The organism is Virgibacillus sp. DJP39, from assembly GCF_049310925.1.
GTDB lineage: Bacteria > Bacillota > Bacilli > Bacillales > Amphibacillaceae > Virgibacillus_F.
Genome location: NZ_JBMERP010000002.1, coordinates 70,955 through 89,786 on the forward strand (window position 1 = coordinate 70,955; position 18,832 = coordinate 89,786).

Annotated in this window: 21 protein-coding genes; 20 read left to right on the plus strand and 1 reads right to left on the minus strand. The window is 37.4% G+C overall.

Annotation, left to right across the window (positions count from 1 at the left end):
* Positions 1-4: 4 nt before the first annotated feature.
* The 9 genes from sdaAB to rnc all read left to right on the plus strand — a co-directional run bounded on the left by sdaAB (position 5) and on the right by rnc (position 8,239).
* A complete protein-coding gene (gene sdaAB, locus ACOI1D_RS01290) occupies positions 5-667 on the plus strand; it encodes an L-serine ammonia-lyase, iron-sulfur-dependent subunit beta (protein WP_422498562.1) in 663 nt (220 codons plus the stop codon).
* Positions 668-690: 23 nt separating this feature from the next.
* Entirely contained in the window at positions 691-1,575 is an 885-nt protein-coding gene (gene sdaAA, locus ACOI1D_RS01295; protein ID WP_422498564.1) for an L-serine ammonia-lyase, iron-sulfur-dependent, subunit alpha, read from the plus strand.
* 6 nt (positions 1,576-1,581) lie between these two features.
* On the plus strand, positions 1,582-3,615 hold the full coding sequence (gene recG / locus ACOI1D_RS01300; protein ID WP_422498567.1) for an ATP-dependent DNA helicase RecG: 2,034 nt from the start codon (positions 1,582-1,584) through the stop codon (positions 3,613-3,615).
* A 112-nt stretch (positions 3,616-3,727) separates the two neighbouring features.
* Positions 3,728-4,321, plus strand: coding sequence for a transcription factor FapR (gene fapR / locus ACOI1D_RS01305; RefSeq protein ID WP_422498569.1), 594 nt, complete (start codon positions 3,728-3,730; stop codon positions 4,319-4,321).
* Positions 4,305-5,306 (plus strand): phosphate acyltransferase PlsX, encoded by a 1,002-nt coding sequence (plsX, locus tag ACOI1D_RS01310; RefSeq protein ID WP_422498571.1) that lies wholly within the window; start codon positions 4,305-4,307, stop codon positions 5,304-5,306. The genes fapR and plsX overlap by 17 nt, the downstream gene beginning before the upstream one ends.
* Entirely contained in the window at positions 5,303-6,241 is a 939-nt protein-coding gene (fabD, locus tag ACOI1D_RS01315; protein ID WP_422498573.1) for an ACP S-malonyltransferase, read from the plus strand. Before plsX ends, fabD begins: the two co-directional genes overlap by 4 nt.
* Positions 6,242-6,243: 2 nt before the next feature.
* Positions 6,244-6,984, plus strand: coding sequence for a 3-oxoacyl-[acyl-carrier-protein] reductase (fabG, locus tag ACOI1D_RS01320; RefSeq protein ID WP_422498575.1), 741 nt, complete (start codon positions 6,244-6,246; stop codon positions 6,982-6,984).
* Positions 6,985-7,233: 249 nt separating this feature from the next.
* On the plus strand, positions 7,234-7,470 hold the full coding sequence (gene acpP, locus ACOI1D_RS01325; RefSeq protein ID WP_422498577.1) for an acyl carrier protein: 237 nt from the start codon (positions 7,234-7,236) through the stop codon (positions 7,468-7,470).
* An 85-nt stretch (positions 7,471-7,555) separates the two neighbouring features.
* The gene (rnc, locus tag ACOI1D_RS01330; protein WP_422498579.1) at positions 7,556-8,239 is read left to right on the plus strand and encodes a ribonuclease III; all 684 of its coding nucleotides are present in this window, start codon (positions 7,556-7,558) and stop codon (positions 8,237-8,239) included.
* Between the two features lie 65 nt (positions 8,240-8,304).
* Here the strand turns inward: rnc and ACOI1D_RS01335 are convergent, their stop codons facing one another.
* A complete protein-coding gene (locus ACOI1D_RS01335) occupies positions 8,305-8,529 on the minus strand; it encodes a DUF1128 domain-containing protein (RefSeq protein WP_422498581.1) in 225 nt (74 codons plus the stop codon).
* Positions 8,530-8,731: 202 nt separating this feature from the next.
* Here ACOI1D_RS01335 and smc point away from each other — a divergent pair, with 202 nt between their 5' ends.
* The 11 genes from smc (at position 8,732) to lepB (ending at position 18,799) form a co-directional block, all read left to right on the plus strand.
* Positions 8,732-12,292 carry a chromosome segregation protein SMC gene (gene smc / locus ACOI1D_RS01340; RefSeq protein ID WP_422498583.1) on the plus strand — a complete coding sequence of 1,187 codons (3,561 nt, stop codon included), beginning with the start codon at positions 8,732-8,734 and terminating at the stop codon, positions 12,290-12,292.
* Between the two features lie 20 nt (positions 12,293-12,312).
* Positions 12,313-13,311 (plus strand): signal recognition particle-docking protein FtsY, encoded by a 999-nt coding sequence (gene ftsY / locus ACOI1D_RS01345; RefSeq protein WP_422498585.1) that lies wholly within the window; start codon positions 12,313-12,315, stop codon positions 13,309-13,311.
* A gap of 126 nt (positions 13,312-13,437) precedes the next feature.
* Positions 13,438-13,767, plus strand: a complete 330-nt coding sequence (locus tag ACOI1D_RS01350) for a putative DNA-binding protein (protein WP_422498587.1) — start codon at positions 13,438-13,440, stop codon at positions 13,765-13,767.
* A 13-nt stretch (positions 13,768-13,780) separates the two neighbouring features.
* The gene (gene ffh, locus ACOI1D_RS01355) at positions 13,781-15,124 is read left to right on the plus strand and encodes a signal recognition particle protein (protein WP_422498589.1); all 1,344 of its coding nucleotides are present in this window, start codon (positions 13,781-13,783) and stop codon (positions 15,122-15,124) included.
* 155 nt (positions 15,125-15,279) lie between these two features.
* Positions 15,280-15,552, plus strand: coding sequence for a 30S ribosomal protein S16 (gene rpsP / locus ACOI1D_RS01360; RefSeq protein ID WP_422498591.1), 273 nt, complete (start codon positions 15,280-15,282; stop codon positions 15,550-15,552).
* A gap of 14 nt (positions 15,553-15,566) precedes the next feature.
* Positions 15,567-15,794 carry a KH domain-containing protein gene (locus ACOI1D_RS01365; RefSeq protein ID WP_422498593.1) on the plus strand — a complete coding sequence of 76 codons (228 nt, stop codon included), beginning with the start codon at positions 15,567-15,569 and terminating at the stop codon, positions 15,792-15,794.
* Positions 15,795-15,918: 124 nt separating this feature from the next.
* Entirely contained in the window at positions 15,919-16,308 is a 390-nt protein-coding gene (locus ACOI1D_RS01370) for a YlqD family protein (protein ID WP_422498595.1), read from the plus strand.
* A gap of 11 nt (positions 16,309-16,319) precedes the next feature.
* Positions 16,320-16,835 carry a ribosome maturation factor RimM gene (gene rimM / locus ACOI1D_RS01375; protein WP_422498597.1) on the plus strand — a complete coding sequence of 172 codons (516 nt, stop codon included), beginning with the start codon at positions 16,320-16,322 and terminating at the stop codon, positions 16,833-16,835.
* Complete coding sequence (gene trmD / locus ACOI1D_RS01380) at positions 16,835-17,578, plus strand: tRNA (guanosine(37)-N1)-methyltransferase TrmD (RefSeq protein WP_422498599.1); 744 nt, start codon at positions 16,835-16,837, stop codon at positions 17,576-17,578. Before rimM ends, trmD begins: the two co-directional genes overlap by 1 nt.
* 158 nt (positions 17,579-17,736) lie before the next feature.
* Positions 17,737-18,090, plus strand: coding sequence for a 50S ribosomal protein L19 (rplS, locus tag ACOI1D_RS01385; RefSeq protein WP_422498601.1), 354 nt, complete (start codon positions 17,737-17,739; stop codon positions 18,088-18,090).
* A 139-nt stretch (positions 18,091-18,229) separates the two neighbouring features.
* The gene (lepB, locus tag ACOI1D_RS01390) at positions 18,230-18,799 is read left to right on the plus strand and encodes a signal peptidase I (RefSeq protein ID WP_422498603.1); all 570 of its coding nucleotides are present in this window, start codon (positions 18,230-18,232) and stop codon (positions 18,797-18,799) included.
* Positions 18,800-18,832 lie beyond the last annotated feature (33 nt).

Here is an 18,832-nt window from a genome sequence, read left to right on the forward strand (position 1 = left end):
AGTTATGAAATTTAATTCAGTATTCGATATTATTGGCCCAGTTATGATTGGGCCGTCAAGTTCACATACAGCCGGCGCAGCTAGGATTGGTAAGGCTGCACGTAATCTATTTGGCGAAGAGCCGAAATGGGCGAGGATTTATCTATATGAATCTTTTGCCAAAACTTATAAAGGGCACGGTACTGATTTTGCGTTAGTTGGTGGTTTACTAGGATTTGAGACAGATGATACAAGGATGAGCCAATCACTTGTAATTGCGAAAGAACATGGTATGGAGATAGAGTTCGTGGAGGAAAACATCGCTTCGGAACACCCAAACACTGCTAGATTAGTTATCGGAAATGAGAAAGATGAAATGGAACTTGTTGGGATTTCCATTGGTGGGGGGAAAGTTGAGATTACCGAGTTAAATGGTTTTGAATTGCGGTTATCTGGTAATCATCCTGCAATTTTAATTATGCATAATGACCGCTATGGAGCTATTGCTTCAGTTACTAAGATTCTAGCAAAATATGAGATTAATATTGGTCATATGGAAGTGAATCGTAAAGATGTTGGAAAACAAGCGTTAATGGTTATAGAGGTTGATCAAAATGTAGAAGATGTGGTTTTGAAAGAATTGGAAGATGCAGATCACATCATTCAAATATCTAAAATTGTAAGTTAACATCACAGAAGGAGGATAAAATCATGTTTCGTACAGTTGCAGAATTAGTAGAAATCGCTAAAAAAGAAAATATATTAATATCTGAGGTAATGATCCGACAAGAGATGGATGTCAAGAACATTTCCCGTGAAGAAGTTTTTGCCAATATGGAAAGAAACCTAGACGTTATGGAAAAAGCAGTTGAGGAAGGATTGGCTGGGGTCGAATCAGTCACAGGATTAACTGGTGGAGATGCCGTCTTAGTTCAAAAGTATATGAAAGAAAAAACGCCATTATCTGGTAATCTAATGATGGATGCTGTCAGCAAAGCTATGGGAACGAATGAGGTAAATGCTGCAATGGGAACTATCTGCGCAACACCAACAGCAGGTAGTGCCGGCTGTGTACCTGGTACATTATTTGCAGTAAAAAACCAGTTGAATCCAACGCGTGAACAAATGGTTCGTTATTTATTCACATCAGGTGCATTTGGTTTAGTGGTTGCAAATAATGCATTTATTTCGGGCGCAACTGGTGGTTGTCAAGCGGAGGTAGGGTCTGCTGGAGCAATGGCCGCTGCAGCTATTGTAGAGATGGCTGGTGGAACACCACAACAATCATCTGAAGCTTTTGCAATGACGCTTAAGAATATGCTTGGTCTTGTTTGTGATCCAGTTGCTGGGTTAGTGGAAGTACCGTGCGTTAAACGAAATGCTGCAGGTTCATCTTTAGCGATTGTATCTGCCGATATGGCACTGGCAGGTGTCACAAGCAGAATACCTTGTGACGAAGTAATTGGGGCCATGTATAAAATCGGAAAGTCAATGCCCTCTGCTCTCCGCGAAACAGGTGAAGGGGGACTGGCCGGAACACCTACTGGTCAAGCTATTAAGGAAAAAATATTTGGAATGTCCTCCAAGAAAGTGTGATCGACCTTGTTAAATGAACCTGTTACAACTGTTAAAGGTGTCGGTGGAAAGTTTGCGGAAGCGTTGGCACTTGTTAATATTTATACAATAGAAGATCTATTTTACTATTTCCCGTATCGTTACGATGTCTTTGAAATTAAACCTCTGGGTGAACTAATTCATGAAGACAAAGTAACCATTGAGGGAAGGATAATTCATGATCCTTCCCTTTCTTTTTTTGGGAAAAAGAAATCACGCCTGACATTTATGGTGGAAACAGAAGGTGTGGCGGTTAAAGTGGTTATGTTTAACCGGGCATTTGCTAAAAAACAACTGAATCAAGATGATGTTGTGACCCTTACAGGAAAGTGGGACGCACACCGACTGCAAATTACCGTAAGTAATTATAAAGTAGGGCATGCAGAAGAACAGGCGACTATACAGCCTATGTATTCTTTGAAAGGCGATTTAACCAACATCAAATTAAAAAAAGCAATGAGTACCGCTGTCAGAGATCACATAAATGACATAGAGGAAATTATCCCTGATACTTATTTAAAAGCCTACAAAATTCCGGATCGTAAACACGCTATATTAGCTATGCACTTTCCAAAAGATAGACAACTTCTGAAACATGCCAGAAGAAGGTTTACATATGAAGAATTTTTGATATTCCAACTAAAAATGCAGCTAATCAGAAAGCTTAACCGAGAATCTACCACAGGGAACACACAACATTATAATCCTAGTAGTTTGCAGGAATTCATACAGTCTTTTCCCTTTGAACTTACTAAGGCTCAAACACACACCTTAAACCAGATATTGGCTGATATGAAATCACCTTATCGAATGAACCGGCTTTTGCAGGGAGATGTTGGATCAGGAAAAACAGCCGTTGCGGCTATCTGTCTATATGCAACAATTACAGCTGACAGACAGGGAGCTCTAATGGTACCCACAGAAATCCTAGCCGAGCAGCATTACAAATCGCTATCTGAAATGTTTGGGGATCGAGCCTCAATAGTTCTTTTAACAGGCTCAGTGAAGGGGAAGAAAAGAAGAGAAATAACTGAAGCAATAAAGTCTCACCAAATTGATATTGTGGTTGGAACCCATGCTTTGATACAGGGAGATGTTATTTTTGCAAATCTAGGCCTAGCTATTGTGGATGAACAACACCGCTTTGGAGTGGAACAGAGAAGAGTTTTAAGGGATAAAGGATTACAGCCAGATGTCTTGTTTATGACTGCGACCCCGATCCCTCGAACATTGGCTATAACAGCTTTCGGTGATATGGATGTTTCTGTTATCGATGAAATGCCACTGGGAAGAAAAGAAATAGATACGTACTGGACGAAAGAAAACACTTTAGACAGGGTGCTTAACTTTATAGAAAAGCGAGTTTCGGCAGGGGAACAAGCATATGTTGTTTGTCCACTAATCGAAGAATCCGACAAGCTGGATATTCAAAACGCCGTTGACCTTTATAATCAGCTACAGGTTTTCTATCCTTCTACAGTACAGGTTGGGTTAATGCACGGTCGATTATCTTCTGCTGAGAAAGAAGAAGTGATGAATAAGTTTGCTGCTAATGAGCTACAGGTTCTTGTGTCAACAACAGTCGTTGAAGTAGGGGTGAATGTGCCGAATGCAACGGTAATGGTTATTTATGATGCAGAACGTTTTGGTTTATCGCAATTACACCAGCTTAGAGGACGAGTAGGCAGGAGTGATAAACAAAGTTACTGTATTTTAATCGCCGATCCTAAGGGAGAAGTTGGTAAAGAGCGAATGAAAATCATGACAGAAACAAATAATGGATTTGAACTATCTGAACAGGATCTAAAGCTTAGAGGACCAGGTGATTTTTTTGGTAAGAAGCAAAGTGGTCTTCCAGTGTTTAAGGTAGCTGATATGGTACATGATTATAAAGCGCTTGAAACTGCTCGAGTAGATGCTCAAGAGATTATCGAGTCAAATAAATTGGTTGAGGATCAGCAATACCAGGAGCTATACAAACTACTGGAAAATGACTCATATATGAAAAGTAAACTGGACTAAGGATTGCTTGCATAATTAGTAGTCCTATTATATATTACTATTAGGACCAAGTCTTAAATATAATAAGCATGAAATAAAAGTTTTATTGCCCTTATACTGGATGGTGTTACAATTGAAACGAACTAAATCTGAGAGACAGCGTTTATTACTAGAAACAATTGATGAAACTCCATTTATAACTGACGAAGATTTAGCACGAAAGTTTAATGTCAGTATTCAAACCATTCGATTAGATCGAATGGAGCATGCCATACCTGAATTACGTGAAAGAATTAAATCTGTAGCTACTCATGAATGGAACGAAACTGTCAAAGCATTGTCATTGGATGAGGTAATTGGAGAAATTATCGACCTTGAGCTTGACAGTCGCGCTATTTCAATTCTTAATATTAGAGCTGAGCACGTGTTTTCCAGGAATAGAATAGCCAGAGGACATCACTTGTTTGCGCAGGCAAATTCGCTAGCCGTTGCGGTAATCAATGACGAACTCGCACTTACAGCAAAAACAGAATTAACATTTACTCGCCAGGTAAAAGAAGGAGAACGTGTTGTTGCTAAAGCATTAGTGGAAGGTACGAATGATAAAGGACATACGGTCGTTCGTGTTTTAAGTTACGTTAATCAGGAAATAGTTTTTAAAGGGCTGTTTTATATGTACAGGTCAAACCAACAAAAAGGGGAACAAACAAATGAGATTAGCCATTGATGCTATGGGCGGAGATCATGCCCCGAAAGAGATTGTACTTGGCGCGATGGACGCTATTGAATCCAACTTAAATTTAGAAATTACTTTAATAGGCGACCAGGAGAAAATTAATTCTTATTTAACTAACCGGGCAAGAATAACTGTTATACATACAGATGAAGTAATCACAAGTGATGATGAACCAGTTCGTGCTGTTCGTAAAAAGAAAAATGCCTCCCTCGTGTTAATGGCTAAAGAAGTGAAAGAAGGGCGCGCTGATGCCTGCATTTCAGCTGGAAATACTGGGGCTTTAATGAGTGCAGGACTATTTGGCGTCGGTAGAATAACTGGTGTCGATCGACCAGCTCTAAGTCCGACTCTACCGACAATAGATGGCAAAGGGTTTTTACTGCTTGATGTTGGAGCAAATGTCGATGCGAAGGCTCAGCATCTTCTTCAGTACGGAATAATGGGATCTATCTATACAGAGAAAGTAAGAGGAATACAAAGTCCTACCGTTGGATTATTGAATGTTGGAACGGAAGATGGAAAAGGTAATGAGTTAACAAAAAAAGCTTTTTCTCTTTTAAAAGAAGCACCGGTTAATTTTATTGGAAATGTCGAAGCTCGGGATCTATTAAGTGGTGCTGCTGACATAGTGGTAACAGATGGATTTAGCGGTAATATTGCTTTAAAAACAATTGAAGGTACAGCTGAAACCGTTTTTCACATGATAAAAGAAACATTTATGTCTTCTTTTAAAACGAAAATTGCAGCTAGTATGATTAAGAGTGACTTAAAGGGATTAAAGGGAAAACTTGATTATAGTGAGTATGGTGGTGCAGGGTTATTTGGGCTTGCTTCACCTGTAATAAAAGCACATGGCTCTTCAAATAGACGAGCAATCTATAGTGCAATTAAACAAGCGTGTCATATGGTTGAATTTAACGTAACCGAAACCATCAGAGACACGATTGCAGAAATGGAAGTGGGGGAAAAAGAATGAAGCGTGTAGCATTTATGTTCCCTGGGCAGGGTTCACAGGATATTGGTATGGGTAAATCATTTTATGATGCTTATCCTGAAATAAAGGAAATGTTCGAAGAGGTTGACAAAGTTTTAAATTTTTCATTATCTGATATTATGTTTAATGGACCAAAAGAGACGTTGACAGAAACAGAGATTGCACAACCAGCATTACTACTAAATAGTATTGCTGTACATACAATGCTATTAAAATCTGAAGTGCAACCAGTTATGGCAGTTGGTCATAGCCTTGGTGAATATAGCGCTTTAGTAGCAGCAGGTTCAATTTCATTGGAAGAGGCAGTACAGTTGGTAGCTACTAGAGGAAGGTTGATGGAAGAGGCCTATCCCTCTGGGCTAGGTGCAATGGCCGCAGTATTAGGATTATCTGAGGAAAAAGTAGAAGAAACGTTAGCATCGATAGAAACAGAAGAAATTGTTGATCTGGCAAATATCAATTGTCCCGGTCAAATAGTTATCTCTGGAACGAAAGCAGGTATCGAACAGGCGTCGACTGCATTGAAGGAGAATGGAGCAAAACGCGTATTATCTCTAAATGTTAGTGGACCATTTCATTCCAGATTAATGAAAGCGGCGAATGAGAAATTCGCAGAGAGTCTTGAAACAGTCTCTTTAACCGATGCAACAATTCCTATATACGCGAACGTAACGGCATCTCCAGTTACAGAGCATGAAGAAATTAAAGATCTTTTAATTAAACAACTATACTCACCGGTACGATTTGAAAAATCAATCCAGAATATGTTGGATAAGGGCGTCGACGCGTTTGTAGAAGTTGGAAATGGAAAGGTTCTAAGTGGTTTGGTTAAGAAAATTGATAGGACAGTACCAACTTTCGCTATTCAAGATCCAGATTCCATGGAAGAATTTATAACATGGTACAAGGGGGATTAAGTATGTTAAAAGGAAAAAATGCTCTAGTAACTGGTGCCTCCAGGGGGATTGGTAAAGCAATTGCACTAGAGCTGGCAAAACAAGGTGCAAATGTAGCGGTTAACTTTGCAGGCAGTGAAGCAAAAGCACAGTCTGTGGTAGAGGAAATTGAAAAAACGGGTGTAAAATCTTTTAAAGTACAGGCGGATGTGGCGAATGAGGCCGAAGTAAAAGAAATGGTCAAAGAAGTCATAAGTGAGTTTGGCAGTCTTGACATTCTTGTAAATAATGCTGGGATCACAAGAGATAACTTATTAATGCGTATGAAAGAAGAAGAATTTGATCAAGTTATTAACACAAATTTAAAAGGCGTGTTTATTTGTACAAAAGCAGTTACTCGTCACATGATGAAACAAAAAAGCGGAAAAATTGTAAATGTATCTTCAATAGTGGGCGTAAGTGGAAACCCTGGTCAAGCAAATTACGTAGCTGCTAAAGCTGGAGTTATTGGTTTAACAAAATCAACTGCCAAAGAGCTCGCATCACGAAACATTTTTGTCAATGCAGTAGCTCCTGGGTTTATTGCTACTGATATGACTGATGAGTTGACGGAAGAACAACGCGCAGGTATGCTTGCCATGATTCCATTAGGTAAATTAGGAGAAGCAGAAGACGTAGCAAAAGTTGTGCGCTTCCTTGCTTCTGAAGACGCAAACTACATGACAGGTCAAACATTGCACATTGACGGCGGAATGGTAATGTAGTAAGAAAAGCGGAGGCGACTGTTCAGAAGCGGACGCATAAGTAAGGGACCGTAGAGCACAAGGTTTTGCTGCTCGGAGTGTCAATTACTTATGACGGCAGCTTCTAGGAGCCACAGCTAGACAAAGAAAAGCGGAGTGGGCTTGATAGCGGCGACATGCGTAAGCAAGGGACCGCAGAGCACAGGGACTTGGTGCTCGGAGTGTCGTCTATTGACTACAACTCAAAACTTTGAAGGGAGGTGAATTACTGTGGCAGACGTATTTGATCGTGTAAAAGAACTTATTGTTGAACGTTTAGAAGTAGAAGAAGCGAAAGTAACAATGGAGGCATCTTTTAAAGATGATTTAGATGCAGATTCACTTGATGTAGTTGAATTGGTTATGGAACTTGAAGATGAATTTGACATGGAAATTGCTGATGAAGAAGCTGAAAAGATTAATACAGTTGGCGATGCTGTTAACTACATAAACAGTATTAAGTCCTAATAATTATAAAGTAATTAAAAAGTGAAAGTCTCGCAAAATTATGCGAGACTTTCCGTATATACAATAGAAGCAGGTGACTCTAAAAATGAATGTTAAACAACTTGAAGAACAACTTCATGTTACATTTAATGACCATAAATTACTGGAACAGGCTTTTACACATTCATCGTATGTGAATGAGCATCAGGAAAAAACATCCTCGGATAATGAACGATTAGAATTTTTGGGTGATGCAGTACTAGAACTTGGTGTATCCCAATATTTGTATCGAAATAATGAGACAATGCCCGAAGGAGAAATGACCAAGCTACGTGCAGCGATAGTTTGTGAGCCGTCTCTGGAAAACTTTTCGCGTGATTTAGGGTTTGGTGACCATATTTTACTTGGACGAGGCGAAGAGCAAACAGGCGGACGAGACAGGGCAGCGCTTTTAGCTGATGTTTTTGAATCTTTTCTTGGAGCGCTTTATCTTGATCAAGGTTATGAGCATGCGATAAGCTTTCTAAACGAATTTGTTTTTCCGAAAATAAGTACAGGTGCTTTTTCGCATGCGATGGATTACAAAAGTCAATTGCAAGAACTTGTGCAACAATATAAAAATCAAAGTATTGAATATAAAATAGTAGATGAAAAAGGTCCATCACATAACAAGGAGTTTGTTACGGAGGTTTATGTTAAAAATAAACTAGCAGGATCGGGCGTGGGCCGTACAAAAAAAGAAGCAGAACAACGAGCAGCTAAGCATGCTTTAGATACTTTCAATACGTAAAATTTTTATTCAAAAGCTGTTTCTCGATACACGAAAAACAGCTTTTGAATTTCATGGGATTATTTTTAGCTTTTTCTCACAGATCTTAACTCATCGATGAAAGCTTGTGTTTCGGAGGCACTAAGGTGACCCTTCTGCACTACCATATCATACATAAATTTTAGTTCATCATACTTTTCTAAATCATAATCCTCTGGATCCAATAGGCTGCGGTTAGCTACCTTAAGACGATCAGCTAATTCATCTAATAATATTTTCAGGTTTTCTTCAGATGGTTGCTCAAGATTCATTTTTTACACCTCACATATTAAATTATTTTAAAGAAGAACGGATATGTAGTATGCAAAACCTATTACTCTCTTCTTTTGTTTCTAAGTATATGATAAAATAAATGCTGTCAAAAGCCAAATTTTTGTATAACGAAAGACTATAAAATTGTTAAAGGCACTACGAATCGGTGATTACCTTCGTTTCATTTAGGAGAATGTAAAAATGTATTTAAAACGGTTAGAAAGTATTGGATTTAAGTCATTTGCTGAACGTATACATGTGGATTTTGTCCCTGGTGTTACAGCAGTAGTGGGTCCAAATGGTAGTGGGAAAAGTAACATTACTGACGCGATACGTTGGGTACTCGGTGAACAATCAGCTAAATCTCTTCGTGGTACTAAGATGGAAGATATAATTTTCCAAGGTAGTGATACAAGAAGAGCGTTAAATGTAGCGGAAGTCACCTTGGTACTTGACAACAGCGACAGGAAAGTGCCACTCGATTACGAGGAAGTAAGTATAACGAGACGTGTATATCGTTCCGGAGATAGTGAATTCTATATAAACAAACAAACGTGCAGATTAAAGGATATTGTTGACTTATTTATGGACTCTGGACTTGGTAGAGAAGCTTTTTCTATTATTAGTCAAGGTAAAGTAGAAGAAATTTTAAGCTCAAAAGCAGAAGAAAGGCGTACTATTTTTGAAGAGGCTGCTGGAGTTTTGAAATATAAGCAACGAAAGAAAAAAGCTGAATATAAATTAGCTGAAACACAGGAAAATTTGAATCGCGTGGAAGATATTATTCATGAAAATGAGCAACAGATAGGTCCACTAAAAGAACAAGCAGAGACAGCAAAAAAATATAATGTTGAAATGGAACGGTTAAAACAACAGGAAATTTCGTTAATGATTACTGAAATTGCTCAGTTACACGAACAATGGCAGCAGATACTAAATGAACTTGAAAAAGATAAATTGAGTGAGGTATCTGTAAAAACTATTATTCAGAAAAAAGAAGCAAGCCTTGAAGAAGAACGTAGTAAAATGAATGCATTAGACGTTGAAATAGAAGAGATGCAGGCTGATTTATTAGAAGTCACCCAAAAACTTGAACAGTTTGAAGGAAAAAAGCATGTACTGTACGAGCGTATGAAACATTTTGAAGATAATAAATCAAAATTGGAGTCGGAAAAACAGGATGCGCGACAAAGAATAAATGTACTTGAACAAGAGCTCGAAAAGGAAAAAGAAGAGCTAACCTTGTTATTAAATGAACGTAATAAGATTAAAGAAAAGGTAATGGAGTTAGAGAAACAACTTACTGTAGATAAAGAGTCTATTACAGATCGAATTGAAGAACTTAAATCAGATTATATTGAGTATCTTAATAGCCGAGCAGCAAATCGAAATGAATTGCAATCAATTGAACAACAATTAAACCAGTTAACAGCTAAAAAGCAAAAACAAGATAATAAAAATAGTGATATCGTATTAACACGTAAAGAGTTAGAAACAGATAAATCAACTATTGTTACCGAACTTAACAAATTACAAAGTCATCATTCCTCAAATAAAAGTGAAGTTAACAGAATTAAAGATGCACTTCAAAAAGAAAAAAATCAGTTTCAGGAGTTACAGGATAAGCTTAATCAAGCGTTCCAATACATAGAGAAAATGAAATCCAAAAAAGAAATGCTTGAAGAAATGAAAGAGGACTTTCAAGGTTTTTTCCATGGAGTAAAGGCAGTACTAAAAGCGCGAGATGAAAATAGTTTAAAGGATATTCATGGGGCAGTTATTGAACTGATTGACGTACAAAAGGAGTATGTTGATGCGATTGAAACTGTGTTAGGTGGACAAGCCCAGCATGTTGTTGTAAACGAGGACCAGAGTGCGCGGGAAGCAATTAAGTGGTTAAAAACGATGAATCAGGGTAGAGCAACTTTTCTACCACTTAAATCTATTCAACCAAGATACATTTCAGAGAATTTACTGATTAAAATAAAGAATCATCCAGGATTCATCGGTGTTGCCTCAACGCTTGTCAAATACGATGTAGAGTATCAAAAAGCTGTTGAGCATTTGATGGGTCACGTTATCATTACCAAAACCTTGAAAGATGCGACTGAAATCGCAAAATTGGTTATGCGTAAATTTCGTGTTGTTACACTTGAAGGGGATGTCGTAAATCCTGGCGGTTCAATGTCTGGTGGTGCAACTAAAAAAACAAATCAATCTCTCTTCACACGTGACAGAGATTTACAGGAAATAACGAAAAAACTTGCAGACTTTCAAATGAAAACCGATAAATTTGAAAAAGAAGTTCAAACCGCAAAAGAAGCAATTAAACTAAATGAACAAAAGTTAGAAAAAGCCGTGGAGATGGTTCAATCCAGCCAACAGTCTCTTCAAAATAAGCAAGCTGCGTATAGTGAAGTAGAAATGAAGTTGACTTCAGTCAATAATAATTTGGCTTTCTATGATCAAGATAAGAAACAATTCGAAGTTGAAGAAAGCGAATTAATAGCGCGCAGTAAACATTTATCTGAGGAACTAAAAAATACGGAAAATGAAATTGAATCAATCCAAGGAACAATTGACGAGTTGAGTGAACAAGAAAATAAACTGAGACAAAATAAAGAACAAATTTCGAACGATTTTCATCAAAATCAAATTTTGTTGGCTGAGCTTGAGGAACGCGTGAAAAACCAGCGCAGTAAAACTAAATCTTTAGGAGAAGATATTGAAGAAGAAAGAAAACAATTCGACGAGCACAGTCTGAGATTGCAGGAGTTAATTGATTTGAAAGAAAGTGAGGTTACAGAAGATCAAATAACTTCTGATATTGGTAAATACCAAACTAAGAAAGATGAAATTACAGGCGACATTAAAAAGAAAAGACAGAATCGCAGTAATATAACCCAATCTGTTCAGGACGAGGAAAGAGAAATAAAGGAACAAAATAAATCTCATCAGACAATCGTAAGGCAAATCCAGGACAAGGAAGTTAAATCGAATCGCTTAGACGTTGAACTTGAGAACCACCTCACCCATTTGCAAACCGAATATACCTTAACGTATGAGCGAGCAAAAGAAACATATAACAAAACAGACGATCTTGAAAAAACAAGAGTAGATGTACAACAAATTAAACAATCGATAGAAGACTTAGGAACTGTTAATTTAAGAGCAATAGAAGAATATGAGCGGATTATGGAGCGTTATAGCTTTCTTACTGAACAAAGAGACGACCTTGTACACGCGAAAGACACTATGTTTGCGGTTATTGCAGAAATGGACGATGAAATGCAGAAACTTTTTGGGTCCACTTTCAACCAAATTAAAGACGAGTTCGCAATTGTATTCAGGGAATTGTTTGGTGGAGGAAATGCAGAATTAAAATTAACAGAACCCAAAAACCTGCTTGAAACAGGTGTAGAAATAATAGCAAAGCCTCCAGGTAAAAAACTGCAGCATCTTGGACTTCTCTCTGGTGGGGAACGTGCGTTGACTGCAATTGCTTTGTTATTTGCAATTTTACGCGTTAGACCTGTTCCCTTCTGCGTGTTAGATGAAGTCGAGGCAGCACTAGACGAGGCTAATGTAGTGCGATTCGCAAAATATGTAAAGATGTATAGTAAGGAGACACAATTTATTGTGATAACCCATCGAAAAGGTACAATGGAGGAAGCGGATGTATTGTACGGTGTTACAATGCAGGAATCGGGTGTTTCCAGATTAGTATCCGTTAGACTAGAGGATACGAAAACGCTGGTATAGTTTTAAGGAGGAACAGTTTAATGGGATTTATGGATAAATTAAAAAATAAATTTAAGCAAAATGATGAAGAGGAAATATCAACCAAATATAAAGAGGGTATGACAAAAACCAGAAACTCCTTCTCAGGTAAAATTAATGATTTGATTGCCCGGTATCGTAAAGTTGATGAGGATTTCTTTGAAGAATTAGAAGAGGTTTTAATAACTGCTGATGTTGGTGTAATGACAGTAATGGATTTAATTGAAGAGTTGAAAATGGAAGTAAAACGTCGTAATATCAAAGATACGAAAGAAGTTAAAGATGTAATTTCTGAAAAACTGGTGGAAATTTATTATGGTGATGATGAGGCTAGTGTCGAAGAACTAAATATTCAAGACAATGAATTAACAATTATGTTGGTAGTTGGGGTTAATGGTGTAGGTAAGACGACGTCAATTGGAAAACTAGCACATCAGCTCAAATCAGATGGAAAAAAAGTTGTGTTAGCCGCTGGTGACACCTTCCGCGCAGGCGCTATTGAACAGCTTGAGGTTTGGGGAGAACGTGCGGGCGTTGATGTTATCAAGCAAAAAGCTGGTAGTGACCCAGCAGCGGTTATTTTTGACGGGATTAAAGCAGCAAAGACACGTGGTGCAGATGTGTTAATTTGTGATACAGCTGGCCGCCTGCAAAATAAAGTGAATTTAATGAACGAGCTAGCAAAGGTTAAACGTGTCATTGAGCGTGAAGTACCAAACGCGCCACATGAGGTATTGTTAGTGTTGGATGCCACAACGGGTCAAAATGCGATGAGTCAGGCAAAAACATTTCTGGAGGCAACAAACGTTACTGGTATTGTATTAACCAAGCTTGACGGTACTGCTAAAGGTGGAATTGTTTTAGCTATTCGAAATGAACTGCGTATACCAGTGAAATATGTTGGCTTAGGAGAGAAAATAACTGACCTTCAAAAGTTCAACGCACAAGCCTTTGTATTTGGTTTGTTTGCTGATATGCTAGAGGATGATACTGATTATTAGTTCGTACTTTTTTAAACGATACCTTCTCTCCCAATGAGAAGAACAACGCGCTTTTGGCTTGACAGGGCAAAATGAATTTGGTTAAGATGTATTGTAAAGGTATTTCACTTAACAAGGGGTGTTTGGATGTTAGAAAAGACTACTCGTATCAATTACTTGTTTGATTTTTACCAGGCACTACTAACACCTAAACAGCGTAATTATATGGAAATGTATTATTTAGAGGATTATTCATTAGGTGAAATATCTGAACTGTCACAGGTTTCCAGGCAAGCGGTTTATGACAATATTAAACGCACTGAAAAGATGCTAGAGTCATATGAGGAAAAGCTTCTTTTATACGATAAATTCAAATCCCGCGTTCAGATATTGGATGAGATCGAAAAGGGTATTGACAAGAATACAATCACAAGTGATATGAAACGCATGCTTGAAAAATTAAAAGAAATAGATTAGGGGGACACCTTCTATGGCATTTGAAGGACTGGCCGACCGTTTACAAGGGACAATAAAAAAAATTACTGGTAAAGGTAAAGTATCTGAACAGGATATTAAAGAAATGACAAGAGAAGTCCGTCTGGCACTACTTGAAGCAGATGTAAACTTTAAGGTTGTAAAAGATCTAATTGCACGCATAAAAGAACGTGCATCTGGTCAGGAAGTTATGGAAAGTCTCACACCAGGTCAACAGGTAATAAAAGTTGTAAAAGATGAATTATCTGAGCTAATGGGAGGCGAACAAAGTAAAATTGCTGTGGCCGACAAATCTCCTACTGTTATTATGATGGTTGGTCTTCAGGGTGCAGGTAAAACTACTACCACTGGAAAACTAGCAAATTTACTTCGAAAAAAATATAATCGCTCGCCTTTGCTTGTTGCTTGTGATATCTATCGCCCAGCAGCTATCCAACAACTTGAAACACTTGGTGGACAGCTGGATATGCCTGTTTTTTCAATGGGAACTGAAGCTAATCCCGTTGATATTGCAACAAAGGCAATTGAAAAAGCGAAAGAGGAACATAATGATTATGTGATTATCGATACTGCAGGTCGTTTACATGTTGACCAGGATTTAATGAGTGAGTTACAGGAGATAAAAACCAATGTAAAACCAGATGAAATATTTCTTGTAGTTGATGCGATGACTGGTCAAGATGCAGTGAATGTAGCAGAGAGCTTTAACGAACAACTTGATATATCTGGAGTTGTCCTAACGAAGCTTGATGGTGATACGCGTGGTGGTGCGGCGTTATCAATTAAAGCAGTAACGGATAAACCCATTAAATTTGCAGGTATAGGTGAAAAACTGGATGAATTTGAAGCTTTTCATCCTGATCGTATGGCATCCCGTATTCTTGGTATGGGAGATGTTCTAACCTTAATTGAAAAGGCTCAAACCAACGTTGATGAAAAGCAGGCAAAAGCATTAGAAGAAAAAATGCGAACAATGTCATTTACTTTTGACGACTTTTTGGAACAAATGGGTCAAGTGAAAAACATGGGACCGTTGGATGATCTTATGGCAATGATTCCAGGTGCAGGTAAAATGAAGGGTTTAAAAAATGCCCAGTTAGATGAAAAACAACTTTCACATGTAGAGGCTATCATCCAGTCTATGACTAAAAAAGAGCGACAGGAACCTAGTTTAATGAATGCCAGTCGCAAAAAGCGTATTGCTGCTGGATCAGGTACATCTGTTGCTCAGGTTAATCGTTTGTTAAAACAATTCGATGAAATGAAAAAGATGATGAAGCAAATGACCAATATGCAGAAAGGCAAAAAAGGTAAAGGAATGAATTTTCCGTTCATGTAATAAAACAAAAACGTTTTATTAATAATAATTGGACAATGCCATAAAGGCGGTAGTAAAACAATTTTTTCATTGTAATGTAAAAACACTTTACAGACAAACAGATATCTGATAGAATCTAAAATTGTGTAAAACATTTTTATTGGAGGTGCAAGAACATGGCTGTTAAAATTCGTTTAAAACGTATGGGATCAAAAAGAAATCCATTTTATCGTGTAGTTGTAGCTGATTCACGTTTTCCACGTGACGGACGCTCTATCGAACAAATTGGAACATATAACCCAGTTGTTAATCCGATTGAGGTTAAGATAGATGAAGAGAAAGCATTAGACTGGATGGCAAAAGGTGCAAAACCAAGTGATACAGTTCGCAATCTTTTCTCAAAAGAAGGCATCATGAAAAAATTCCACGACTCTAAAAATCAAAAGTAAAGTAGTGTGATCTCATGAAAGCCCTAATTGAATCCATTGTAACGCCACTTGTTGATTATCCTGATGATATAGTTATCACAGAGACAGAAGAAGAAACCAAAATCATTTATCACCTTACTGTTAATCAAGAAGATGTTGGCAAGGTTATTGGCAAGAATGGACGTATTGCAAAGGCTATCCGCACGGTTGTTTATGCAGCCAAGTCGGATGCAAACAAACGTATATATTTGGACATCATGTAAGGGGAAGGGGATACCTTTCCCCTTTACTCGTTTTTTTATCTAGCATCTAGTCAACATCAAAGTGTGTAGGTGCTCACGTGGTATGTTTTATTTATTCTTCTAAGTTAAGAGGATGTGAGATCGTTTGGAGATAATTAGAAAAGTACTAATCAAACAAGTAATCACTGATAAAAGCAAAGAGGATCTGAAGCGAAACTTTACAGACCATAAAATGCGACTTGAACAAGAGTGTCAACAATTGTTGTTTGAACAACGGAAATTCCAAAATAAATCTGGGGTATCAAAAGAAGAGGTTTATCAGCGCTTTCAACAAGAGGTTAAAAATCGTAAAGAAAAAATGAAGCTAGTTGATTTCAAAATTGAACAATTGGATACGTTAGAAATAGGTAGTGAAATTACTGAAAAAGAAGTTGAAGCTCTTGTTGAAGTTAAAGTTGGATCGCATTTGGACCATATTATGGATGAAACAGCAATTATTGTTAAAGATGGTGTAGTCATCCGAATCGATGAATAGTAGGTGATAAAATGGAAGATAAGATGTTTAATATAGGCAAGATTGTAAACACTCATGGTATACGAGGAGAAGTGAAAGTTCTAAGAATAAGTGACTTTGAAGAACGTTTTTCAGTTGGTAAAACAGTGTATTTGGTAAGAGATGCAGAAAACCCTATTAAGCTTACAATTGCAGGTCATCGTATTCATAAAAACTTTGATTTAATTTTCTTTGAAGACCTCGACAATATTAATAAAGTTGAACATTTCAAAGGAGCTCACCTCAAAATTCATGAAAATCAATTAACTGATTTAGGTGAAGAAGAATATTATTATCACGAAATCATTGGGTGTGAAGTTTTTACGGATAATGAAGAAAAAATAGGAACGATTAAGGAAATATTGTCCCCAGGGGCTAATGATGTATGGGTAGTTCAACAACCAAAAGGTAAAGACTTATTAATTCCATATATCGAGGATGTTATTAAGGTAGTAGATATTGATGCTAAAAAGGTTTTTATAAACCCAATGGAAGGACTATTAGATTAATGCATATTGACGTATTAACGCTCTTCCCGGAGATGATTGAAGGAGTGCTCAACTCCTCCATATTGAAAAAGGCCCAGGACAAAAATAAATTTAGTTACAATCTGGTCAATTTTCGTGATTTTTCGGATAACAAACATAAGAATGTTGATGACTATCCTTATGGTGGGGGCGCCGGAATGGTTTTAACTCCACAACCTATATTTGATGCAGTTGAATCAGTCACCAAAAGTAACTCGAGCAAACCACGTGTTATTTTGATGTGTCCCCAAGGTGCAACATACAATCAGAAGAAAGCTGAAGAGTTGGCTAAAGAAGATAGTCTAGTATTTATTTGTGGCCATTATGAAGGGTACGATGAACGTATTAGAGAGCACTTGGTTACTGATGAGATATCGATAGGGGATTATGTTTTAACAGGTGGAGAACTAGGTGCAATGACAGTTATTGATAGTATAGTACGCTTGTTACCTGATGTGTTAGGTAATCAGGAGTCTGCCCCTGAAGATTCTTTTACCACTGGCTTATTAGAACACCCACATTATACAAGGCCAGCAGTTTTTCGTGGAATGAGTGTGCCGAATGTGTTGTTATCTGGTGATCATGGTAAGATCCGTGATTGGAGAAAAAAGCAATCACTCAAACGCACTTATGAACGAAGAAGAGAATTGATTGACTCACGTACATTGTCGATTGATGAAAGCAAGTTTCTTGATCAAATCATAAATGGTGATGACAATCTATAACTTCAAATGAAGCTAGCTTCATTTGAAAAAGTAGTTGAACTAGTTTTGCGTATATGGTATATTAATAATTGTGCTTAAGTTGGATTCTTAGGCATTATAAACGATGTTCCGCTGTCCTTAGTGAGTTATGAACATTAGTTTGGAAGGAGAGAGATATAATGCAAAATTTAATTGCAGATATTACAAAAGATCAAATCCGTGCAGACCACCCAGACTTTCGTCCTGGTGACACTGTAAAAGTACATGTTAAAGTTGTCGAGGGTACTCGTGAGCGTATCCAGGTTTATGAAGGTGTTGTAATTAGACGTCAAAATGGTGGAATAAGTGAAACATTTACAGTAAGAAAAATTTCTTACGGTGTAGGCGTGGAGCGTACATTCCCATTTCATTCACCTAAAATTGATAAAATTGAAGTTTCAAGACGTGGTGTTGTTCGTCGTGCGAAGCTTTATTATCTACGTAACCTACGTGGAAAAGCAGCACGTATTAAAGAACGTCGTGTACATCGCTAATCATAAATTAGTGGTAGAAGAGCTTGGCATTGTATGCAAGCTCTTTTTTTACTTTATACTAAGTTTTTAGTTGCTATCAGTATAATTTTCTAATAGCGTAATCGTGATGCATATTTTAAATATTTCGGAGGAAAACCATATGTCTAAGCTGAAAAATGAGTGGTTTGACTGGATAAAGGCTCTATTGATTGCTTTTGCTTTAGCCTTTATCGTGCGGATGTTCTTTTTTGCTCCAATTGTAGTAGATGGACCATCGATGCAGCCCACATTACATAATCAGGATCAAATGATAGTTAATAAATTCATCTATTCAATAGATGATCCAGAGCGCTTTGATATTATAGTATTTCATGCTAACGAAGAGCAGGACTTTATAAAGCGGGTAATTGGGTTACCTGGAGAACATGTGGCAGTAAAAGATGACGTTTTATTAATTGACGGTGAACCTATCCAGGAGAACTTTTTACAACAAATAAAATCACAAAAAGAACCTAACCAGACATTAACAGAAGGTTTCCGACTAGAAGATTTACCTGGTGGATATAAGGAGATACCTGAGGGGTACGTATTGGTATTAGGAGATAATAGAAATAATTCATCTGATAGTCGTGTATTAGGATTGATTCCACAAGACACAATAGTTGGTAAAACAAGCTTAATTTATTGGCCATTAAATCGAATAGATATTTTGAATACTGATGACGTTTAATCTATTTGAAAGTATAGAAAAAATAAGTGACAA